Annotated in this window: 19 protein-coding genes; 5 read left to right on the top strand and 14 right to left on the bottom strand. The window is 32.9% G+C overall.

What is annotated here, in order from left to right:
* The 4 genes from B0I03_RS10895 to B0I03_RS10910 all read right to left on the bottom strand — a co-directional run bounded on the left by B0I03_RS10895 (position 1) and on the right by B0I03_RS10910 (position 6,184).
* The gene (locus B0I03_RS10895) at positions 1 to 2,214 is read right to left on the bottom strand and encodes a hypothetical protein (RefSeq protein ID WP_111567472.1); all 2,214 of its coding nucleotides are present in this window, start codon (positions 2,212 to 2,214) and stop codon (positions 1 to 3) included.
* Between the two features lie 207 nt (positions 2,215 to 2,421).
* Positions 2,422 to 2,769, bottom strand: coding sequence for a DUF6686 family protein (locus B0I03_RS10900; RefSeq protein ID WP_073583815.1), 348 nt, complete (start codon positions 2,767 to 2,769; stop codon positions 2,422 to 2,424).
* Between the two features lie 4 nt (positions 2,770 to 2,773).
* Positions 2,774 to 3,946, bottom strand: coding sequence for a PepSY-associated TM helix domain-containing protein (locus B0I03_RS10905; protein ID WP_111567474.1), 1,173 nt, complete (start codon positions 3,944 to 3,946; stop codon positions 2,774 to 2,776).
* A 63-nt stretch (positions 3,947 to 4,009) separates the two neighbouring features.
* The gene (locus B0I03_RS10910; protein WP_111567475.1) at positions 4,010 to 6,184 is read right to left on the bottom strand and encodes a TonB-dependent siderophore receptor; all 2,175 of its coding nucleotides are present in this window, start codon (positions 6,182 to 6,184) and stop codon (positions 4,010 to 4,012) included.
* Positions 6,185 to 6,370: 186 nt separating this feature from the next.
* Here B0I03_RS10910 and prfA point away from each other — a divergent pair, with 186 nt between their 5' ends.
* From prfA to B0I03_RS10930, 4 genes are all read left to right on the top strand, one after another.
* A complete protein-coding gene (gene prfA, locus B0I03_RS10915; protein WP_026725104.1) occupies positions 6,371 to 7,444 on the top strand; it encodes a peptide chain release factor 1 in 1,074 nt (357 codons plus the stop codon).
* A gap of 138 nt (positions 7,445 to 7,582) precedes the next feature.
* Entirely contained in the window at positions 7,583 to 8,407 is an 825-nt protein-coding gene (gene pyrF, locus B0I03_RS10920) for an orotidine-5'-phosphate decarboxylase (protein ID WP_111567476.1), read from the top strand.
* Between the two features lie 38 nt (positions 8,408 to 8,445).
* On the top strand, positions 8,446 to 9,234 hold the full coding sequence (locus B0I03_RS10925) for an ABC transporter substrate-binding protein (RefSeq protein WP_394338073.1): 789 nt from the start codon (positions 8,446 to 8,448) through the stop codon (positions 9,232 to 9,234).
* Positions 9,235 to 9,292: 58 nt separating this feature from the next.
* On the top strand, positions 9,293 to 10,075 hold the full coding sequence (locus tag B0I03_RS10930) for an alpha/beta fold hydrolase (RefSeq protein ID WP_111567617.1): 783 nt from the start codon (positions 9,293 to 9,295) through the stop codon (positions 10,073 to 10,075).
* Between the two features lie 10 nt (positions 10,076 to 10,085).
* Here B0I03_RS10930 and B0I03_RS10935 read toward each other — a convergent pair whose 3' ends face one another.
* Positions 10,086 to 10,448, bottom strand: a complete 363-nt coding sequence (locus B0I03_RS10935) for a hypothetical protein (RefSeq protein WP_111567477.1) — start codon at positions 10,446 to 10,448, stop codon at positions 10,086 to 10,088.
* A 110-nt stretch (positions 10,449 to 10,558) separates the two neighbouring features.
* Positions 10,559 to 11,008 carry a DUF1456 family protein gene (locus B0I03_RS10940; RefSeq protein WP_111567478.1) on the bottom strand — a complete coding sequence of 150 codons (450 nt, stop codon included), beginning with the start codon at positions 11,006 to 11,008 and terminating at the stop codon, positions 10,559 to 10,561.
* 72 nt (positions 11,009 to 11,080) lie between these two features.
* Between B0I03_RS10940 and B0I03_RS10945 the strand changes: the two genes are divergently transcribed.
* Complete coding sequence (locus tag B0I03_RS10945) at positions 11,081 to 11,482, top strand: excinuclease ABC subunit B (protein ID WP_111567479.1); 402 nt, start codon at positions 11,081 to 11,083, stop codon at positions 11,480 to 11,482.
* Here the strand turns inward: B0I03_RS10945 and B0I03_RS10950 are convergent.
* From B0I03_RS10950 to B0I03_RS10985, 8 genes are all read right to left on the bottom strand, one after another.
* Positions 11,479 to 11,916, bottom strand: a complete 438-nt coding sequence (locus B0I03_RS10950; RefSeq protein ID WP_111567480.1) for a VOC family protein — start codon at positions 11,914 to 11,916, stop codon at positions 11,479 to 11,481. The genes B0I03_RS10945 and B0I03_RS10950 overlap by 4 nt on opposite strands.
* A 107-nt stretch (positions 11,917 to 12,023) precedes the next feature.
* Positions 12,024 to 12,917, bottom strand: a complete 894-nt coding sequence (locus tag B0I03_RS10955; protein ID WP_111567481.1) for a DUF6252 family protein — start codon at positions 12,915 to 12,917, stop codon at positions 12,024 to 12,026.
* A gap of 100 nt (positions 12,918 to 13,017) precedes the next feature.
* Positions 13,018 to 13,491: a DMP19 family protein gene (locus B0I03_RS10960; RefSeq protein ID WP_111567482.1), complete on the bottom strand. Its 474-nt coding sequence runs from the start codon at positions 13,489 to 13,491 to the stop codon at positions 13,018 to 13,020.
* A 117-nt stretch (positions 13,492 to 13,608) separates the two neighbouring features.
* Positions 13,609 to 15,597: an excinuclease ABC subunit UvrB gene (gene uvrB, locus B0I03_RS10965; RefSeq protein ID WP_111567483.1), complete on the bottom strand. Its 1,989-nt coding sequence runs from the start codon at positions 15,595 to 15,597 to the stop codon at positions 13,609 to 13,611.
* Between the two features lie 79 nt (positions 15,598 to 15,676).
* Complete coding sequence (locus B0I03_RS10970; RefSeq protein ID WP_111567484.1) at positions 15,677 to 16,033, bottom strand: four helix bundle protein; 357 nt, start codon at positions 16,031 to 16,033, stop codon at positions 15,677 to 15,679.
* Between the two features lie 89 nt (positions 16,034 to 16,122).
* The gene (locus B0I03_RS10975; RefSeq protein ID WP_111567485.1) at positions 16,123 to 16,785 is read right to left on the bottom strand and encodes a thiamine diphosphokinase; all 663 of its coding nucleotides are present in this window, start codon (positions 16,783 to 16,785) and stop codon (positions 16,123 to 16,125) included.
* Between the two features lie 58 nt (positions 16,786 to 16,843).
* Positions 16,844 to 17,668: a DUF4249 domain-containing protein gene (locus B0I03_RS10980; protein ID WP_111567486.1), complete on the bottom strand. Its 825-nt coding sequence runs from the start codon at positions 17,666 to 17,668 to the stop codon at positions 16,844 to 16,846.
* Positions 17,669 to 17,766: 98 nt separating this feature from the next.
* The gene (locus B0I03_RS10985) at positions 17,767 to 20,139 is read right to left on the bottom strand and encodes a TonB-dependent receptor (RefSeq protein ID WP_111567487.1); all 2,373 of its coding nucleotides are present in this window, start codon (positions 20,137 to 20,139) and stop codon (positions 17,767 to 17,769) included.
* Between the last annotated feature and the right edge of the window lie 24 nt (positions 20,140 to 20,163).

A 20,163-nucleotide genomic window follows, 5' to 3' on the forward strand; every position in this document is an offset into this window, starting at 1 on the left:
TTAAACTTTCTTTTGTTTAATTGAAAAAGCACTTCCATCTTTTACTTGATCCCAATTAACTAGACTTATTACTCCAATTCCACTTTCGTTAATCATGATGTAAACTTCCTTTTCAGGGTCATCAATTGGTTTAGTATATTGATATTCTTTGGGAAGAATTCCTATTGCTAAGTTACCATTTGAATCAAGGATTATTGCTCCATAACGATGTCCTTCATTATATCTTTTAATAAGTTGTAATTTTAATTTTTTCCAATCTTTGGTAATAAATGAGACATCATTAAAAGACACTAAGGGATGAAATACTTCAAAATAAACATTGTCAAGAAGTAATAGAAAGGCATTGTCAAAGTAGTTTAATATTTTTTCTTCCTCTATGGATTCGATAAGATTAAATAACTCTTTTCTAGATTCCACATTTTTTAATTTTTCAACAGAATTAAAATAGACAGAAATAATATCAAAAATTTTATCACCAAAGAATGATGATTTTGAAATTATTTCTCCTTCTAAAATAGCAAACATGATAGTTTTACAATATCCAACTATTTCTTTTTTGATCTTTGATTCAACTACAGAATCTATAATCATTTCAGAATCCATATAAATTGAACACCAGTTTATTGAATTAGAAAAAAATTCCTGATGTATAGGGTTGTTTTTTAAGAAATGGGAAGTAAACCATCTTATGTTTTCGGTAATATTATCAACGGTATCTTCATAAGCTTCATAAAGATCGATTCGTAATGGTGTGGGTTTTTCAAGTTCTACATCAATATAATTTAATCTATATTGTATCTCTCTTGAAGAGGCAAGTACATCAAGAGTTGCAAAGTATAATCTAGGCTCTAATAGTTCCTTTTTTTGATTTCCTTTTTTTGTTTCTATGTACCAATTGGAAATATTCAATAATTCTCTAAGTTGCTTTGCATATTCAAATAGTGATGTGAAATTATAAACTCCATTTTCAAATAACGTATTTCCTGATATTCTGTTAATTAATTCTATACCGAACACAGGATCTTTATAGAATAAAGGAGAATTAAGTTGTTTATCTGAATAAAAGCCATTTTTTAAGGATGGATGAAAGAAATAATATCTAACATAATCCCCAATATTTCCCCAAGAATTAAATGTCATTGGAAGTGCTTGGCTTCTGAAATTAGAGCCACGATAAATGTGGTCAGTCCAACTCGAAAAATCTTCGTAACTAGTATCGAAGTATTGGTCTAAAAATTTCTTAACTTCTTTAGCAACATTCATTAAACTTTCAGGATGATAATATTCATTATCACTATAATTATCTAATATATATTTGCACAAAGGTTCATTTGTATTTAGAGTGAAGTTGTTTTCTAATGAAGCTTTTAAAAACACAAATGGGTTTATTTGGTATAAAGAAATACAGAAGCTTGCAGGACTTTCAAAATGTGTAATGTTTTTCCATATAACAAAGAAACCGTGTGAATTATTCTTTGCTCCATTGAAAGAGATCAAATCATCTATTATTTCGAACAAAAAAATCTCTGGTGGAGTTTCTTTCTTTTTGTCATATTGATATGGAACTAAGGAAACACTTGAAAATGCGTACTCTGGCAAAGTATTTTGCCAGATATCTGTCCAACTATCTGGAATATGGATTTTTAGTGCTAGTTTCTTATCAACGAAGTCGGCCTTTAATGCTAAAATGTTGAATTTTGTGCCTAAAATTAAAGAGCTAATTGAGTGGTCTAAAAGTGTATTGAATTTTGTAGAAATTATTACAAGATTTATATCCGAATCAGCAATGTTAGGTAGGTGGTTTTTTACTTCTATTGCATAAGCAAAAAGTTCAGTAATTGCTTCTCTTTCAGTTTGATAATCTTTTTTCAACTCTAATATGGAAAAATTACTTCTCTCAGAGTTAGCAATTAATGCATCTGGATATAATCGCTCTTTTTTTGCTTTTGTGTCTTTCTGTATTGATATGTTTTTAATTTCTTCACCAGAAATTATTTCATAAAAAGTAAATGAGTCTAAAACCTCTTTTGCTTTTTTACAATATAGTGTTCTTAACTGAAAATCTATTTGAAATCCTGGAATAAATTTATCATTAATTTCTCTATTTAAATGATCATCTAATTCATCAATTCCTGCTATAGTTTCTAAAATTTTATCTTTTTTTAATGTGTCAATTATTAAATTTTGGAGATGACTTTCTGATTTAAAATCCATAATTTTTTATTTTAGAAGATTTAGTTAGATAAACTTGCACATAACTTGTTTATATGCGAAAATTTCTGATAAGTTTTATAACATTTGGGCAAGATTGTCGAAAGTTTCGAGCATTTTATTTCACTTATTTTTAAATGAAATCAAATATAATAAAATATTTACAAATTCGTAAAAATCTACAAATAAAAAAGCCCACCTAAGTGAGCTTTAATTCCAAAATATTCCATTTTTTAAATCGTTATAACTTAACATTTCGTTTGTGTTTTCGAAGTTGATGAGTACGAGTAATTCATACAATTCTAATCGATTAATGAGAATAATGAAATTGCTTTGCAACGTTGGTATGGGAATTTTCTTTTTATAAATGGAGTGTTCGTATTCCTTTTCCCAATAGTCGATATCAATACGTTTTAGGTAATTTGCAAACGCAATTAATTCGTCTTCGGTAAGGCTAAAGTTGAGGTTATTGAAGGTTAATTGGTAATTGCCACAACCTTTCAAGAAAATCAGCATGCCGTTTTGGGTTTGTTTTAAAATGGAATAATTGCAACACATAGTTTTACTTTTTATTTCGTTTTCCCCACCAAATAAAGAACCCTGTAACCGGTAATGACGCGCAAACTAAACTAATAATCAACGCTAAAATCTTGCTCCAAATGCCAAAAATAGCTCCAATGTGAATATCATAATTCGCAGCAACCGCTTTTTCGCCCAAGTTCTTGTCGTGATGTGAATGTTGGTGCAATAATTCTCCCGAATTTTCATCAAAAATCAAACTGTGATTCACATGATACGAGTAGGAGAGTTGCTTCACAAACACATCATAATTTGGATGTTCGTGGTCGTCTAAATGTTCGTAACCAAAATCCAAACTGTATTGAAACGCATTTGGATATAATTCCTCGACTTTTTTTCCAATTTTATCCAACGTGTGTTCATCTCGCATTTCGATTGGTGCTTTGGTTTGAATGTGCGAAAAATCAGGATACGTAGTGCTTCCACCAGAAAATACGAAGTATAAAATCGCTTGAATGAAGAAAAACGCATAAAACAATCCCGTAAAGGCAACCACAAAAGCTAAAGACGAAACATAAAATCCTAAAATGTTATGCAAATCGTAGTTTTTGCGTTTCCAACTTTTTACGTTTTTCCAATTAAAAGCAAAACGTTGTTTTCTGGCGTTTTTGTTTTTGGGCCACCACAAAATAATACCCGAAATCAGCATGAAAACAAAAATCAATGTAGGAATTCCGCAAACATAAGTTCCCCAATCGGTTTTCAGCATAAAACTATAGTGAATCGATTTGATGATGTTGAAAAAATCTGTCGTTTCATCATAAACACCACGAATTTCACCCGTAAACGGATTCACATAAACCGATTTGTAAACGAAATATTCTTCGTAAAAATTCCAACCCTCTGGATTTCTTTCATAGTAATAGAAAATGTAGCTTCGGCTTTTATCGATAGGAACCGTTACCCAATGAATCGGATATTTTTCATTGGTAAACGCATCTACTTTTTGTTCTAACACTTTAAGTGAAAGCGGTTGTTTGTTGGCAATATTTGCTTCGTGATGATAAATGGCATCTTTTCGAAGGTAATTGGTAATTTCTTCCTGAAAAACATAAATCGCACCTGTAATCGAAATGATAAAAACGATTAAACCGGTAGATAAACCCAACCAAAGATGTAATTTTCGAATGCCTTTTTTGAAACTTGATTTTTGCATGTGATTACGATAAAAACTCCCCACCGAAATGAGGAGCTTACTTTAAACTAAACAGAAAATAAACTAAAATTTATAAGTAACACCAGCGGTAATGCTGCGTAAACGTTGTGGTGTAACCGTTGACCAACCCGAATAATATTTTTCGTTCAACATATTATTCAATTTTAAGGATACGTTAAACTTGTCGTTGTCATACGATAAAGCCGAATTTAAAACCGTGTAATCAGGTAAAGCGAAAGTTCCTGTATTGGCTCTGTTCAAAGTTTTGTATTCGCTAGCGTAGTTACCACCAAAACCAATTCCGAAACCTTTCAATTGTCCTTCTGTTACCGTATAATTTGCCCATAAATTCACTAAAGTTTCAGGTCCAGCTTCTTCTGGACGTAATCCTAAATAACCATCGCCAGGAGATTCTTTTGTAACTTCAGCATCATTATGACTAAAACCTGCAATAAGGTTTAATCCTTTAATTGGATTGGCAACGATGCTTACTTCAACACCTTTGCTTTCAACTTCACCACCTTGAATCGAGTTATTGATATTGTTTGGATCAGTAATTACGCGGTCTTTCACACGAATGTCATAATAACTCACCGAAGCTGAAATAATGTCTTTGTATAAGCTTGTTTTTAAACCCACTTCAAATTGATTTGCTTGTTCTGGATCGAATTCTTTAGTTCTTGGATTGCTTCCGTCGATATCAGCAACGGTTGTTGGAGCAACATTTTTAAATCCGTTCATGTAATTTCCAAAAACAGAAACTTTGTTTTCTACGATTTGATACACGGCACCAAATTTTGGAGATAAAGCCACTTGACCTTTTGTTTCTACGCCATCATATTGCGAAGTTTTTCCGTCAAAATAATCCAAACGTAAACTTGCCATTACTGATAATTTGTTGGTAACATTCAACACATCAGAAACGTATGCACTCATGATTTCTTGGTTGGCTTCTGTATTTCCTGCAAAACTTCCAATGGCATTATCTACACCCGCTTGTGTTAAAACTGTTGGGATTGGATTACCACCTAAATCAACTCCGTTTGTATCGGTTCCATTAACTAACGATACAACTCCATAACCTGCCCAGCCCGTTCCTCCATTCAATAATCTCGAATTGTAATAATCCAATCCAGCTACTAAACGATTTCTCATGTTTTCGATTTTGAAATCTCCAATGAAATTTTGTTGGATATCGGTAGTGTAGAAGGTTCCATCTGCTTTAGAAATATAACGTGTGAATTCATCGCCATTAGCAGAATCCCATAAATACTGATAGTAACCGTTTGTTTTGGTTGAACTTTTAGATAAAACCGTTTGCGAAGTCCAATTGTTTGATAATTTGTACAACGCCTGCATTTGCATGTTGAACGAATTGTTGTTCATAGTTAAATCATTTGAAGTAAAAGATTTTTTGTAGTTTTTGTCAAACAATTCCATTGAATCAAATGAAAGCGGTGAGTAGCGACTCAAGAAAATCATACTCGCTTTTGCTGAGGTATTTTTGTAAAATTCCGTGTTTACTAAGAAAGTCAATTTGTCGTTAACTTCATATTTTAAAGAAGGCGCTAAAAAGAATGAATTTGAAAATCCAGCATCTTGAAACGATTCTTCGGTAGTGTAAGCCGAGTTAATTCGAACGGCAGCTTTCTCATTAAGCGGAAGGTTAACATCAGCAGTTACGCGATTGCTTCCATAGGTTCCGTTGTTGTAGCTGATTTCTCCACCAAATTGTTGATGAGGTTTTTTAGTTACTACGTTGATTAATCCACCATACGAAATCACACTACTTCCAAACAATGTTCCTGAAGGACCTTTGATGACTTCGATGTTGTCGATGTTAATTGGGTCAATTGTAGTATTCGTTAAAGCAGGTAAGCCATTTACCATAGATGGTTGAACTGCAAAACCACGCATTGAGTAATATTCTGCTCCATCTCCATTACGACCAGTAGATTCCCAAAGTCTAGTTACACCTGTTGCATTTTTAAGCGCATCGTTAAAGTTGGTTACCACTTGTTCTTTCAAAAGATTAGCTGGAATAGAATTGTACACTTGCGGATTTTCAATATCCTTCAAAGGCATTTTAGAAACGGTTGTACTGCTTTCCTTTTTGTACTTGTTTTCTCTTGTGCCTTCAACGGTAACCTCTTTTAAGACTTTAGTTGAATCCGCTTTTTCTTGACTAAAACAAAGTAGCGATGACAACAAAAGTGTTGATAATACTATTTTATTCATGTTATTTAGATTTAATTAAAATAATAAAGCAAAAATATTAAGTCGAAATGAAACGACAAAATTTATTTAGACTTATTTTAAATAATATTTTCAATGCATTGATTTTGAAGGCAAAACTTTTAAACACAGAAACTTTTAAACTTTCAACTAAAATTGTAACTTTGCACTCCAAAATAAATAACAGCTATGTTAGATAGATTACAATATGTAAAACAACGTTTTGACGAAGTATCAGATTTGATTATTCAGCCTGATGTAATTGCCGATCAAAAGCGTTATGTACAATTAAATAAAGAATACAAAGACCTTAAAGCTTTAGTAGATAAACGTGAAGAATACATTAATCTTGACGGAAATATTAAAGAAGCTAACGAAATTATTGCTGATGGTTCGGATGCCGAAATGGTAGAAATGGCTAAAATGCAATTAGACGAAGCTAAAGAACGTTTGCCTCAGCTAGAAGACGAAATCAAATATATGTTGATTCCTAAAGATCCTGAAGATGCGAAAAACGTAATGGTGGAAATCCGTGCTGGAACTGGAGGAGATGAAGCTTCTATCTTTGCTGGTGATTTGTACCGTATGTACACTAAATATTGCGATTCTAAAGGTTGGAGAACATCTGTAGTAGATGTAAGTGAAGGAACTTCTGGAGGTTTCAAAGAGGTAATTTTTGAAGTAACAGGAGAAGATGTTTACGGAACTTTAAAATACGAAGCAGGAGTGCACCGTGTACAACGTGTTCCACAAACGGAAACGCAAGGACGTGTTCACACTTCAGCAGCAACTGTAATGGTGTTGCCAGAAGCAGAGGAATTTGACGTACAAATCGACATGAACGACGTTCGTATCGACTTTTTCTGTTCGTCTGGTCCTGGAGGTCAATCGGTAAATACTACGAAATCAGCGGTTCGTATGACGCACATTCCAACAGGTTTGGTCGCGCAATGTCAGGACGAGAAATCGCAACATAAAAACAAAGACAAAGCGTTAACAGTTTTACGTTCGCGTTTGTACGAAATGGAATTGGCCAAAAAACAAGAAGAAGATGCGAAAAAACGTAATTCTCAGGTAAGTTCGGGTGATCGTTCGGCTAAAATTCGTACTTACAACTATGCACAAGGTAGAATTACCGATCATAGAATTGGTTTAAGTATTTTCGATTTAGATGGTTTCATGAACGGAAATCTTCATAAAATGATTGAAGAATTACAATTGGTAGCCAACACCGAAAAACTAAAAGAAAGCGAAGTTTTCTAAATGAAAGAAAATAGAAGATAGAATAAGAGAAAAGATGCTGAACAATAATTTGTTTGGCATTTTTTTTAAAACTTTGCGTCCCGAAACTTCGGGATTGCGAAAAACTTTGCGAACTTTGCATTTAAATAAAACAACACAATGACTACTGAACAACTAATTACACAAATCCGAACTAAAAAATCATTTCTATGTATTGGTTTGGATGTCGATTTGAATAAAATTCCAGAGCATTTACTCCAAACCGAAGATCCAATTTTCGAATTCAATAAAGCGATTATTGATGCTACGCACGATTTATGTGTTTCTTATAAACCAAACACGGCGTTTTACGAAGCTTACGGCATTAAAGGTTGGCAATCGTTAGAAAAAACAATCAATTACATCAACGAGAAATATCCGGAAATCTTTACCATTGCAGATGCAAAACGTGGCGATATTGGTAATACGTCGTCTATGTATGCTCGTGCTTTTTTCAATGATTTGGATTTTGATTCGGTAACGGTGGCGCCTTATATGGGAAAAGATTCGGTAGAACCTTTCTTAGCATTTGAGGATAAGCACACGATTATGTTGGCGTTGACTTCAAACGAAGGAGCTTTCGATTTTCAAATGCAAAATGATCCCGAAACTTCGGGAGGAAAAGAATTGTATAAAGTGGTTTTAGAAACCTCAAAATCTTGGAAAAACGCGCATAATTTAATGTATGTAGTTGGTGCAACCAAAGCGGAGTATTTCACTGAAATTAGAAAAATAGTTCCTGATAGTTTCTTATTAGTTCCTGGAGTTGGCGCTCAAGGCGGAAGTTTAGCTGAGGTTTGCAAATACGGAATGAACCAAAACGTAGGCTTGTTAATCAATTCTTCTAGAGGCATTATTTACGCTTCAAACGGAATGGATTTCGCTAAAAAGGCTAGGGAAGAAGCGTTGAAGTTGCAACAAGAGATGGATGAGATTTTAGGGTAATTTTGAATATTGAATGCTGAATTTTGAATATTGAACCAATGCAAGATCAATTAGGAACCCAACACACTTTCGAAAAAACACCTTTGCGAATCGTTTCTTTAGTGCCTTCTCAAACCGAATTGTTGTACGATTTAGGTTTAGAAGATAACATTGTTGGAATTACTAAATTCTGTGTGCATCCGTTTCATTTTAAAGCAACGAAGGCGATTGTTGGTGGAACTAAAACCATCAAATTCGACAAAATAAAATCGCTTCAGCCCGATATTATCATTTGTAACAAAGAAGAAAATACCAAAGAAATCGTAGAAGAATTATCGCAAATTTGTCCCGTTTGGGTAACCGATATTCTCACGATTGATGATAATTTACAAATGATTCACGATTTTGGTCAATTGTTTAATAAACGTACAAATGCGCAAAAATGGATAGACAAAATCAATTTTGCGTATCAAGATTTTCAGCAATTCATCAAAAATAAACCAATAAAGAAAGCGGCGTATTTTATTTGGGCAAATCCTCACATGGTGGCTGGAAATCATACTTTTATTAATGAATTATTGAAATTAAATCATTTCGAGAATATTTACGAAGCTAAAGAAGGACGATATCCCGAAATTGAGTTAAAGAAAATCCGTTTAGAAGGTGATCCTGATTATGTTTTTTTGTCATCCGAACCATTTCCGTTTAAAGACGAACATGCGTTTGAAATTGGAAGACTTACGCATCATGCCAAAACGGTTTTTGTGGATGGCGAAATGTTTTCTTGGTACGGTAGTCGGTTGTTGAAAGCGTTTGATTATTTTAAATTATTGCATTCCAAAATTTAAAATTTGTTCAACAATGTAGTTGTTTTAAAAACAGTACATTTGACAAAAATTGAAACATTTGATTTCCTACACAATTTATAAAAACGAAACCAGTACCGAATGGGTGACTTTTGTTCATGGAGCAGGAGGAAGTTCGTCTATTTGGTTCAAGCAAATTCGTGATTTTCAGAAGCATTTTAATGTATTGTTATTGGATTTGCGCGGTCATGGAAATTCAAAAGACCAATTAAAATCTGCACTCAAACAGCAATATACATTCAAAGCTATTGCGGAAGATATTGTTGAGGTAATCGATTTTTTAAAGATTGAATCTTCGCATTTTGTTGGGATTTCTTTAGGTTCCATCGTTATTCGTCAATTAGCAGAAATGCATCCCGAACGTGTGAAAAGCATGATTTTAGGCGGCGCGATTTTAAAAATGAATTTCCGTTCGCAAGTATTAATGCGATTGGGAAATATGTTTAAATATGTGTTGCCGTATTTGGTTTTGTATAAGTTTTTTGCTTTTGTAATTATGCCGAAAAAGAATCATAAACAATCGCGTTTGCTTTTTATCAACGAAGCCAAGAAATTGTATCAAAAAGAATTCATCAAATGGTTCAAACTTACTGCCGAAATTAATCCAGTTTTACGCTGGTTCCGTCAAAAAGAATTGAATATACCAACTTTATATGTTATGGGCGAAGAAGATTATATGTTTTTACCTTCAGTAAAGCAAGTCGTTGCCAATCATGTTAAAACCGCTGAACTTTTTATCATCCAAAATTGTGGACATGTGGTAAATGTTGAACAACCCGTTATTTTTAATGAAACGGTGATTGGGTATTTGAAGAGGAGGTAAGTTGAATTTTTTAAAATCCTTTAAACTTAAGTCTTTTTCGTTTGAAAATTTTATCATTGTGATAATACTCAATTCTCCTTTTATCAATATTGATTATTATTTTTTCAGTCTTTTCAGGAATTTTGAACCTTACAATTGGCCCTGTAAAAGTTAATTCAAATTCAGAGTTGTAATTACTAATTATTAGCTGTGCTTTACCGTTAAAATCAGTAGTAGTTCCATTTAAAATATTTAAATTTTTCTCAACTAAATTCCCACCTGCTAAAGGATAATCTTTTTCATAATATACTTCAAAATTTATCGACTTTGAACTTATTTGTGAAAATAGATTTACGAAAATGAATATGAAAATAAAGGCAATGAAGTTTTTCATTTTTCTGAAAAGTTAGCATGTGCCAAATTAATAAATTCAATTTGAAATATATTGAAGAGCATTGATTTTGTTTCAAAAAAAATGAAATCCTCAGTAATTGAGGATTTCATTTACTTTTTATTCTTACCTGAGTTAAACTTAAAACGTTCCACAGGGCTTTCGGGTTTTTGTTTTTTGTCGGAAGGTTTGCCTTGTCCAAATGGTTTTTTAGCAGGAGCGCCTTTTGGTTTAAAAGGTTTTTTTTCGCCTTCTTTTTTAAAATCGGGCTTTTTGTCTTCTTTGTAAAGTGGTGCTTTGTTTTTTGCTATTTGGTCTAAAACTTCTTTTGGGTTTTTAGGATCTTCTTTAGTTCCTCGCAAATGAATAACTAATCCGTTTAAGAAATTACGCAATAATTGGTCGCCACATTCCATAAAGTTGGGATGGTCTTCGCTTCTAAATACGTTTGCTAATTCGCCTTTTGAAACTCTAAAATTAACCAAGTTTAAAATTTCAATAATTTGGTCATCACGTAATTGCAACGCTACGCGTAACTTTTTAAAAATATCGTTGTTATTCATTTGTATAAAATATTAGGTCAAAGATATCCATTTAAATTAAGATTTCTTATTTTTACCGCAAAGAAATAATGTATGGATAGTTACCAAGAAAAATTAAGTCTGTTACAAGAGATGATTGCTTTTGCTTTAATCGATGGCGAATTGCACGATAGAGAGTATGATTTTTTAGAAATGGTAGCCATGGAATTGGAAATAGAAAAGCCTATTTTTCATAAATTATTTGAAAAGAGAGGAGAAGTTACCGTAATAAAAGATGAGTTTCATAGAATTTGTCAGTTTTATCGTTTGGCGTTATTAATGCATTGCGATGGCGTTTTACACGAAGCTGAACAAATTAAAATCAACGAAATTGGAATCAACATGGGATTGAATCCGTATGCGATGAAACGCGTATTGAATTTAATGAAAAACTCCCCAAACCGAATGGTCGAGGGAGATGTTTTATTATCGGTTTTTACCGAGCAGCATAATTAGTTTGCAGGAACTTCGTCGAAATTTACCATCCAATTTACACCAAATTTATCGGTAAACATTCCAAAATAAGCACCCCAGAATGTTTTTTCCATTGGCATAATAATGTTTCCGCCAGCAGAAAGTCCGTTGAACAATTTATCGGCTTCTTCTTTGCTGTCTGTATTGATAGATACAGAGAAATTATTTCCAAAAGTAACATCGCCACTAAACGAAGTACTATCACTAGCCATTAAAATGGTTTCTTTACTAATTGGTAAACTTACATGCATAATGCGATTGCCTTCTTCTTCGCTAGGAGGTGGACAATTTTCATCGGCAGGCATGTCTTTAAACCTACCCATATAGGTAAATTCGCCACCAAAAACCGATTTGTAAAAATTAAAAGCTTCTTCTGTATTACCATTAAAGGTAAGATATACGTTTACTGTTGCCATACTTTTTTGTTTAATGATTGATTACTTAAAAGTACAAAAAATATTTGAACTATATTTTCACCACATTGAAATATAAAAAAAGAGAGTGAACTAGCACTCTCTTTTTTTTAGTTGTAGGTAATGCTAAAATTACCTTGCGAAATAGTCATGGTTTGAGAATTTCCTGTTGCAGTAAAATTAAAAGTACCTACAATTGTATTTCCAGAATGAGATGTAATGTTTATAGTACCACCAGTTGTTGTATAGTCAATATTAGAGTTATTATTGAATCCAGCATCATAATTGTTCCCATCAATAGTATGTGAGCCAACGGTTGCATTTTCAGGAATCATTATAGAATAAATACCGTAATCAGCACCTAGATTTGTATTGTATCCGTATACCACTATTTTATTAGCTTCGCTAACTTGTTGAATCATCAAGTACTTTCCATCACTATTATCTGTATCCATATTGAAAACACTGCCACTATTTAATTTCAATGACATGCTTCCGTTAGAATATAATTGTTGGCTAATAACTGTAATGTTACTAAAAGTACCGTTAGTAACGGATACTTCTGTTGCAGTGTCAAAACCAATTAAAGTTCCGCTAAAAGTTCCTGAAATTGTTCCATTGGAAATGTTATAAGAACTGATTGTTAATGTAAATGTTCCATCTGTTTCATCAGAACTATACAAGTCATCCATGGTGTTATAACTCAAATTTCCTTCAGCATCAAATCCATTATAAGTATAAGTTCCTACTGATAAATTCTGTAAAGGAATATTAATTGCTAACGATGAAGCGTTTGAAGCTGTACCCATAATTTGAAGTACACTACCGTTGATTTCATCAAAGTTAACAGATTGAACTGCTGCAATTGCTATGTTAGAGCGCCAATTTTGTCCATCAATTGTAGCGGTAATAGAACCAGTTAATGAATTTTCTTCAGAAGAAGAGTCGCTTGAGCATGAGGTAAGTATTATAAAACAAGCGATAAGAGAAATAATTTTTTTCATTTTGTAATTTGTAATAATTGATTTTGATAAAAGTAAAAAATTAGGATTTATCTTGCAAATTTTTAATTCAAGTAACCTTTTTTACTATTTCATTTAGGATTTAATTTCCAAACTGATTTTCGTTGGCTTTAATGTAATCTACGATTAATGTAACGATGTCTTCTTCGGTTTCGTCTTCAAAGAATAATTCGTCAAGGTCTTCCCAACCAGAAATGATGTTTTCGTCTGCTTTTTCAATGAATGCTATTCTTTTTTCTACGTCAGGCGAATAGGTTTTAGCAGGAAATAAACCTAATGCTTTCGAAATCAATTCCGCTGTTTTAAAAGCTTTAATTTCTTTGTATGAAGTGATAACTTCTTCAGCAAAATCTCCCGCTTCTGAACTAAAGAAAAATTGAAAACCGCCTTCTCCCATAGCGCCTTCAAATAAATCTACAAAAACGAATACTTTTTCTTCATCGGTTAATGAAGAGAAATCTTCTGTTTCTTCTTTTTTCTGCCAAATGATTTCTCCTATAGCTTCAATGATTTTGATTTCGTCTTCTAATTTTAGAATGTTTTCAATTTTGCTCATGTGTTTCTTGATTAACGTTTTATATTCTTGTCATTCTGAACTTGTTTCAGAATCTAAATTCCTAATTTATTAACAGAGAAGCCGAAACGAGTTCAGCTTGACAAAGTATAGATTAAATTACAATTTTTCTTGTAATGCCTTTATATCATCACGTAATTTGGCTGCTTGCATAAAGTCTAATTCTTTAGCTGCTTTTTCCATTAATTTACGCATGTCTCTTATTTTCTTTTCTATTTCTGGTTTCGATAAGTACAAACTTTCAGGTTCGGCTGCTTTTAATGCTTCTTTTTCAAAATAACCTGTTGAAACCGAATTTCCTGTTAAAGCACTTCCTAAACTTTTATTCAATGCTTTTGGTTGCAGATTGTTTTCAGTATTATAGCGTGTTTGTTTTTCTCTTCGGTATGTGGTTTCATCAATAGTTTTTTGCATGGAAGCTGTGATTTTATCCGCATACATAATGGCTTTTCCATTCACATTTCTAGCGGCACGACCAACGGTTTGCGTTAAGGAACGATGACTTCTTAAAAAACCTTCTTTATCGGCATCTAAAATCGCAACTAATGAAACTTCAGGTAAATCTAAACCTTCACGAAGTAAATTCACACCAATTAACACATCAAAAATTCCTTTTCGTAAATCTTGCATGATTTCCACACGTTCTAAAGTATCCACATCGGAGTGAATATAACGACAACGAATCGAAACTTTGGTTAAATATTTCGCTAATTCTTCTGCCATTCTTTTGGTTAATGTGGTAACCAAAACACGTTCATCTGCTTCGCATCGCAACTGAATTTCTTCAATTAAATCATCAATTTGATTGGCGCTTGGTCTAACTTCTATAATTGGGTCAAGCAATCCTGTTGGACGGATAACTTGTTCTACATAAACACCTTCTGTTTTCTGTAATTCATAATCAGCAGGAGTTGCCGAAACATAAACGACTTGGTTTTGCAACGCTTCAAATTCTTCAAACTTTAACGGACGATTGTCCATTGCAGCTGGTAATCTGAAACCATATTCTACTAAGTTTTCTTTACGACTTCTATCGCCACCATACATAGCATGCACTTGCGAAATCGTAACGTGACTTTCATCAACCACCATCAAATAATCATCTGGAAAATAATCTAGCAAACAGAAAGGTCTGGTTCCAGGCTCACGACCATCTAAATAGCGCGAATAATTTTCAATTCCGGAGCAATAGCCTAATTCTCGAATCATTTCTAAATCGAAATTAGTGCGTTCTTCTAATCGTTTTGCTTCTAAATGTTTGCCAATTTCTTTGAAATAATCCACTTGTTTCACCAAATCTTCTTGGATGGCCCAAATAGCGTTTTGCAATACATCAGGTGAAGTCACGAACATATTGGCTGGATAAATCGTTAGTTTTTCATAACGTTCTAAAACCTGAGCTGTTCTTGCGTCAAATGCTTCAATTTCTTCGATTTCATCACCAAAAAAGTGAATTCTAAACGGTTCATCTCCATAACTTGGGAAAATTTCCACGATGTCGCCTTTGATTCTGAAATTTCCAGGATTAAATTCGGCTTCGGTTCTCGAATACAAACTTTGGACTAATTGATGTAATAATTTGGTACGCGAAATTTGTTGACCTGCTTCTAAATTGATGACGTTTTTTTGGAATTCAACTGGATTTCCAATTCCGTACAAACACGAAACGGATGAAATCACAATAATATCACGACGACCCGAAAGTAGGGCAGAAGTTGTGCTTAAACGAAGTTTTTCTAATTCATCATTAATTGATAAATCTTTTTCAATGTAAGTTCCCGTAACAGGAATAAAAGCTTCGGGTTGGTAATAGTCGTAGTAAGAAACGAAATATTGCACCGAATTATTTGGAAAAAACTGCTTAAATTCCGAGTATAATTGAGCTGCAAGCGTTTTGTTATGCGCTAAAACTAAAGTCGGTTTTTGTACTTCTTGTACCACATTTGCTACGGTAAACGTTTTTCCAGAACCCGTAACTCCTAATAAAGTTTGGTATTTTTCACCATTTAAAATACCTTTTGAAAGTTTTTCAATGGCTTGTGGTTGGTCACCCGTAGGTTTATAATCAGATACGACTTGGAATTTCATTTAAAGTACAAAGTGTAAAGTGTAAAGTACAAAGTTAGTTAAAGTGATAAGACAAAAGAGTAAATTAGAAAGTAAAAAACTAGCTATTTGCTTTTTTTGTTTTGATACTAGCAATGGTAATTGCCAAAAGTTCTTTAGATTCTTTTAAAAGAGGTTCGAAAATGGTGATATCTTCATTTTGAATTTTTGAAACTTCTTGAAGTAAATCTAGAAAGTAATTGCTTTCATCTACTTCTTCAACTATTTTTAATTTATTGATGAAATCTGGAGTAGATTTAGCTCTTTGAGAAGCTCTGTAATTAGCTCCGACAGACGCAGAACATCTTATCAATTGGTTTACATAGGCATTATATTCTCTTGTTTTTGGTAATTTTGAACATAAAATCATACAATCAATAGCAAATTTACGAGTTCTTGCAACTAAGTTATTTTCCATGTTGTTGAAGTTAAAAGTGTAATTCAAAAATACTAATTAACTCATTTTTTTCATACTTTATACTTAGTATTTTTGACTTTGTACTTTGCTTAATCCCAACATTCCATTAACAACAAGTCGCCTTCTTTGTGTTTGATAGAAACAATACCATCTTCAGCAACATGATTGCTACTTCCTGTTCGGTAACCTATGGTTAATTCTTCATTGTTTAATGAATAAAATAAGTTTTTAGTGATAATGCCTGATACTTTTCCTATAGGGATAAGTGATAACGTGGTGTTTGCTGTATACCATTTTTCGTATTTATTTGGTAGTAAAAAAACTTTTGAATGATCGTCTAATACCACAATTTTCAATTGATTTCGATAGGCTACTATATTGGTTATATTGGTAATAGTATGATCGGCACGTTTTCCGGTTGCCCAAATTACATTCACCGCTTTATGTCCTTTTTCAATAAGATAATCAAAGGCTTTCTCTAAATCGGTTTTGTCTTGATTAGGTGTGTGAACAATTTCTAATGGATATTGTTTATCTAAATAATATTCCGGATTAAAACCTCTGTCAAAATCACCTAATAGAACATCTACTTTAATTCCAAGTTCTAAAACGCGTTCGATGGCTGAATCTAAAACAATAACTAGAGGCGACCATTCTAGTAATTGCCCAATAAGTTCTTCGCTACAAGAAGCACCATTAGCTATAATTAAAGCCGGTTCTTGGTCGTCGCGAACGATGTGGTGTGATGACATTTTATTTTTTGTTTCAGGTTTCAAGTTTCAAGTTTAGGTTTGAATCTGTTCTTGTCTTTTATTGTACTAAATAATTTACGGTGTCAATTTCGGATAAATGAAAATAACCAAGTGGAAAATTATTACTATCTGTAACATTAATAATATTTCCTCTAACAGTTGCTGGAGGAGTTGCAAATGGATTTCCAGAACCACTTCCTGCTATAGAGATTAATTTGTTCATATAATCGTGATAGCCTCTTGAAATTCCTTGAACACTTAAGTCTAATGTAATTCCGGGTTCTGTTTCACTACTTCCATAAAATCCAAACATTAGATTGCCTTGAAAGAATTCATCACTTACAGCACCAAATTCTGGAATTTGTTTGTTAGGATTTTTAACTCGCAACAAATAATAGTTTTCTACTGCACCATTATCTTGATAAAAATATTTTATTTGGATTTCATCCTCACCACTTATTCCGTCAACGGTTTCTTGTGTTACATTTAGAATATCGGGCGTTGGAAAAAGAGTATTTGATGCCGTGTAGATTTCACCATCATATAGAATTTCTAAACGATAGGTTTCACCAATTACAGGTTGAAAGTTGTTGCAAACATAATTTTCAGTATTTGGAACTTGAACGAAATCGAAAACTACATCAGCACTATTCGTAACTGTAACGATTGCTCCATTTGCAGGAAGAACATCATTGGTATAAAAATCATTTGTTAAGCTTAATTTTATGGTCTGATTTTCTCCAGTAGTTCCTTTTTCCCACTTAATAATGGCTTCAATTACTAGTTTAGGTTCAGCATTTGATAAATCTACATTTACGACTTCTTCGCAACTTGTAAATAAGGTTGTAGATAGTAAAAGAATGTATAAATAAATCTTTTTCATATGTTTAAGTTTTATTTTTTATTGGTAAAATATGGTATCGCCTTTTTAATCATTGGTGTTTGCTTGGGCAAACTTTTTTTAGAGGCGATTTCATAGTCTTAAAATTTAAAATTATAAGAAACCGATGGAACAATTCCAAAGATAGATAGTTTTACAGCTTCATTAACTCCTGTTTCATCATTTTGTCTGAAAGTGATAGAAGCTGCATTATAACGGCTGTAAAGATTGTATATTCCGAAAACCCATTCGCCTTTGAATTTTCTATTTTCATATTTTTTAGGAGTAAGCGTCGCCGATATATCCAAACGATGGTACGCAGGAAGTCGGTCTTCGTTTCTCGAATTATAACTAGGAACGGTTACGCCTTCAAATACGTATTTTCCTGTTGGGAATGTCACAGGTTGCCCAGATTGTAGGGTAAAACTAGCACCAAAACTCCATTTTTTATTTAATTTATAGTTTCCTGTAACCGCTAAATTATGTGTTTTATCATAAGCCGAACGATACCAATTTCCGTTGTTGATACCAATTTCTGTAGGAGTTCTTCCTGGAGTTTGTTGTTCTGAACGCGATAAGGTGTATGCTATCCAACCGTTTAAACGGCTTTCGTTTTTACGAAACATCATTTCTAAACCATACGAGCGCATTCTTCCGTTTAGAATTACTTGTTCAATGGCTTCATTAGCAATTAAGTCGGCGCCATCAATATAATCGATTCGGTTTTTTACTTTTTTATAATAGGTTTCCACTTCTAAAGTATAATCTCCGTCTTTAAAATTTTTGAAATATCCAATTGCAATTTGGTCTGCTAGTTGAGGTTTAATGTAATTATCACTAGGAGTCCAAACATCTAGTGGAGTAGGAGATTGAGTATTAGAAATTAATTGCATGTATTGTACCATTCTATTGTAACCCGCTTTTACAGATTGGTTTTCATCAATTTCGTACGAGATGGTAAATCGAGGTTCAAAATTAGAGTAATCGGCAATTTTTTTATTTGAACCAAAATATTCGCTACTTATTGGAGTTGCTTTTTCATAGATTTTTAAATCTTCATTATACAAAACCGGTTGGTTGTTATCGTAGTAATTTATAGTTGATGCTCCAACGCGATAAAACGAACTAAAACGCAAACCTGCCATTACTGAAATTTTATCAGTTAAGTTGTGTTCTACATCGGCATACAAGCCATTTTCAAAAGCATATTTTTTATCTAATTGTCTGTAATTGATTGAAGAATTCTCATCTAAAGGTTCGATTGTTCCTGGATTGATGTCGTATTTTGTAACATTGACTCCAAAATTGAACTTTGTTTTTTCGGAAGCGTAATATTTAAAATCATATTTCAAATTGTAATTTTCGATAGTAGATTCCCAATTAAACCCAATGAAATCCAATTCTAATCCGTAAAAGTAGTTACTGTAAATAAGTGATAAGTTAGAAAATAGTTTATCTGAAAACAGATGATTCCATCTCATATTCAATGTAGAATTTCCGTAAATATTTCTAAAAGACTCGCTCAAATTGAAAATATCACGTCCAAAATAACCTGATAGGTAAAAGTTGTTGTTTTCGTTAAGTTTGTAATTTAATTTGGTATTCAAATCATAAAAGTATGCCGAATTTTTATTGTCAGTTAATTTTAAAAACAGATGGGCATACGAACCTCTTCCAGCAACAAGGAAAGAACCTTTATCTTTTACAATTGGACCTTCAGCTAATAAACGGCTTGAAATCAATCCAATTCCTCCGTTCATGCTAAATTTATTACTATTTCCGTCTTTTTGATACACATCTAAAACGGATGCTGCTCTTCCTCCAAAACGAGAAGGAATTCCGCCTTTATATAATTTTAAATCTTTAATCGCATCCGCATTAAAAACCGAAAACAGTCCGAAAACATGTGAAGTATTGTAAAGCGTAGCTTCATCTAACAAAACCAAATTCTGGTCGGCACCACCGCCACGAACATTAAAACCAGATTGCCCTTCGCCAGCATTCGTAACTCCAGGTAAAAATAAAAGCGATTTGATAATATCAACTTCGCCCATTAAAACTGGCATTTGTTTAATGGTGCTAATGGCTAGTTTATTAACACTCATTTCGGGTTTTTTAATGTTGGTTTTATAAGCGTTTTCAGTAATTACAACTTCTTTTAGTTCTTGTTTGCTTTCTTTTAAACTGAAATTTTTCTTCGAATTTTGATTAATTTCAATTTTTTCAGAAATGGTTTCAAATCCAACATAACTAATTTGAATCGTGTAATTTCCTTTTGGTAAAGTAATGGAATAAAAACCGTATTCATTTGTGTAAGCGCCAATATTTAACTCAGAAACATAAACGGAAACGCCAATTAAAGTCTCGTTATTACTGACATCAGAAACAGTTCCACTAAGGGTTACTTTTTCTTGCCCGAATCCTAAAAGTGAAAAAAAGAATAAAAACAGATAAAGTTTTAGTTGTAGCCTCATTTCGGTATAGATTTTGTACAACAA

Source organism: Flavobacterium aquaticum (assembly GCF_003259835.1).
Taxonomy (GTDB): domain Bacteria; phylum Bacteroidota; class Bacteroidia; order Flavobacteriales; family Flavobacteriaceae; genus Flavobacterium; species Flavobacterium aquaticum.

Excerpts from the sequence above, each read along its gene's own strand:
- B0I03_RS10950 (WP_111567480.1), bottom strand. The coding sequence starts at position 11,916 with ATGGCAACAGTAAACGTATATCTTACCTTTAATGGTAATACAGAAGAA.
- pyrF (WP_111567476.1), top strand. The coding sequence starts at position 7,583 with ATGACTACTGAACAACTAATTACACAAATCCGAACTAAAAAATCATTT.
- B0I03_RS10975 (WP_111567485.1), bottom strand. The coding sequence starts at position 16,785 with ATGTCATCACACCACATCGTTCGCGACGACCAAGAACCGGCTTTAATT.
- B0I03_RS10910 (WP_111567475.1), bottom strand. The coding sequence starts at position 6,184 with ATGAATAAAATAGTATTATCAACACTTTTGTTGTCATCGCTACTTTGT.
- B0I03_RS10960 (WP_111567482.1), bottom strand. The coding sequence starts at position 13,491 with ATGAGCAAAATTGAAAACATTCTAAAATTAGAAGACGAAATCAAAATC.
- B0I03_RS10905 (WP_111567474.1), bottom strand. The coding sequence starts at position 3,946 with ATGCAAAAATCAAGTTTCAAAAAAGGCATTCGAAAATTACATCTTTGG.
- B0I03_RS10945 (WP_111567479.1), top strand. The coding sequence starts at position 11,081 with ATGGATAGTTACCAAGAAAAATTAAGTCTGTTACAAGAGATGATTGCT.
- prfA (WP_026725104.1), top strand. The coding sequence starts at position 6,371 with ATGTTAGATAGATTACAATATGTAAAACAACGTTTTGACGAAGTATCA.
- B0I03_RS10955 (WP_111567481.1), bottom strand. The coding sequence starts at position 12,917 with ATGAAAAAAATTATTTCTCTTATCGCTTGTTTTATAATACTTACCTCA.
- B0I03_RS10940 (WP_111567478.1), bottom strand. The coding sequence starts at position 11,008 with ATGAATAACAACGATATTTTTAAAAAGTTACGCGTAGCGTTGCAATTA.
- B0I03_RS10970 (WP_111567484.1), bottom strand. The coding sequence starts at position 16,033 with ATGGAAAATAACTTAGTTGCAAGAACTCGTAAATTTGCTATTGATTGT.
- B0I03_RS10980 (WP_111567486.1), bottom strand. The coding sequence starts at position 17,668 with ATGAAAAAGATTTATTTATACATTCTTTTACTATCTACAACCTTATTT.
- B0I03_RS10900 (WP_073583815.1), bottom strand. The coding sequence starts at position 2,769 with ATGTGTTGCAATTATTCCATTTTAAAACAAACCCAAAACGGCATGCTG.
- uvrB (WP_111567483.1), bottom strand. The coding sequence starts at position 15,597 with ATGAAATTCCAAGTCGTATCTGATTATAAACCTACGGGTGACCAACCA.
- B0I03_RS10935 (WP_111567477.1), bottom strand. The coding sequence starts at position 10,448 with ATGAAAAACTTCATTGCCTTTATTTTCATATTCATTTTCGTAAATCTA.
- B0I03_RS10925 (WP_394338073.1), top strand. The coding sequence starts at position 8,446 with ATGCAAGATCAATTAGGAACCCAACACACTTTCGAAAAAACACCTTTG.
- B0I03_RS10895 (WP_111567472.1), bottom strand. The coding sequence starts at position 2,214 with ATGGATTTTAAATCAGAAAGTCATCTCCAAAATTTAATAATTGACACA.
- B0I03_RS10985 (WP_111567487.1), bottom strand. The coding sequence starts at position 20,139 with ATGAGGCTACAACTAAAACTTTATCTGTTTTTATTCTTTTTTTCACTT.